General features: G+C 58.0%; 2 protein-coding genes. One reads left to right on the forward strand and one right to left on the reverse strand.

What is annotated here, in order from left to right:
* Window positions 1-90: 90 nt before the first annotated feature.
* A complete protein-coding gene (locus HLUSI_RS0124515; protein ID WP_016836446.1) occupies window positions 91-702 on the reverse strand; it encodes a TetR/AcrR family transcriptional regulator in 612 nt (203 codons plus the stop codon).
* A 96-nt stretch (window positions 703-798) separates the two neighbouring features.
* Between HLUSI_RS0124515 and HLUSI_RS0124520 the strand changes: the two genes are divergently transcribed.
* Window positions 799-1,442: aldehyde dehydrogenase family protein (locus HLUSI_RS0124520; RefSeq protein WP_016836447.1), on the forward strand; the 644-nt coding region annotated here is incomplete at its 3' end.

A 1,442-nucleotide genomic window follows, 5' to 3' on the forward strand; every position in this document is an offset into this window, starting at 1 on the left:
TTTTAAGCCATGCGGATAGTTGAAATTTCGATCGTTACTTAATTTATGTAGAGCACTGCCAAATCAGTGTCTAGTGTTGAGCAGCTAGTGTCATGTTGCTGGGTTCTCCAGCCCTTCCACCAGCGCGTTCAAAGCTGCATCCAAGGGGGTCAGCCCCACCTTCTCGGGCACCAAGAGCCCATCGATCGCAAGCATGGTCATGCCGTGGACGAGGCCCCAACAGGCCGCCGCCTGGCCTTCTATCGGCCGCTTGCGAATACTTCCCGTGGCTTGGCCGCAGCGGAGGATTTCGAGGACAACATCGAATACCGCCAGTGCCCGCTCATTCAGGTGCATTCCCACTGCTTTTCCCTCCTCCGCGCTAAACATCAGGCGGTAGAGAGCCGGATTGCTCGTTCCGAACGCGACGTAGGCATGAGCTATCGACGTAAATTCGTCGCGCAGAGTTTTGGGCGCATCAGGCTTTGCTGCCGATAGGGATTCGCGCAGCCGGTCAAAGCCAATCATAGCGAGCTCTACAAGCAGCGCGGCCTTATCGGGAAAGTGTTTGTAGGGCGCTGCGTGGCTTACGCCAGCCCGGCGGGCGACTTCCCGCAGCGTGAACTGCCAGCCTTTCTCCTCTCGAAGCATATCCAAGGCGGTCTCGAGAACAGCACGACGGAGATCGCCATGGTGATAGGGGCGGTTGGATGTGTCTGACATGTAATCTCAAAAGTTGTTTGTGAATATATGTTGACAATGCCTACTTACGCACCTATAGTCAAGGCACAAGTTTCCACTGTCTACATTGGAGTGACCATGAACGCCATTGCAAAAATCACCGACGCTGATCAGCTACGCGGCCTCCTCGTCGGCCAACGGGTTGCCTTCCTTCGTGACGGGGCGCCCTCGCTGGCGCAGCGACGCGCTGATCTGTCGAAGTTCAGGAAGATGATAATCGGACACCGCAGGGAAATCGAAGATGCCATCAATGCCGATTTTGGGCATCGCTCAAGGCACGAGACGGCGATCATGGAGGTTGGCGGGGTCGCCGAGGGCACGAAGTATCTGATCAGCAACCTTCGCAAGTTCATGGCTCCGATCCGCCGCCACGTTGCGCTGCACATGCGGCCCGGCAATGCCCGCATCGAATATCAGCCGCTTGGTGTTGTCGGCGTGATGTCGCCGTGGAACTATCCGGTGAACCTCGCGCTGATGCCGGTCATAACGGCCATCGCTGCCGGGAACCGGGTGATGCTGAAGCCTTCTGAATTTACACCCGCCACCAATTCGTTGCTCGCGAGAATGCTGGGCGGGATCTTTTCCGAAGACCAGTTCGCCATGATGACCGGCGATTCGGACGTGGGGGCAGCGTTCTCTGCTTTGCCGTTCGACCATCTCGTCTTCACTGGCAGCACTGCGCGCGCGCGCGCGCGCGCCACGGCGAGGCGGCGCTGTTCACC

The organism is Herbaspirillum lusitanum P6-12, assembly GCF_000256565.1.
GTDB lineage: Bacteria > Pseudomonadota > Gammaproteobacteria > Burkholderiales > Burkholderiaceae_D > Herbaspirillum > Herbaspirillum lusitanum.

Bases quoted from the DNA above. Each gene is read 5' to 3' on its own strand.
- HLUSI_RS0124515 (WP_016836446.1), bottom strand. From the start codon at position 702: ATGTCAGACACATCCAACCGCCCCTATCACCATGGCGATCTCCGTCGT.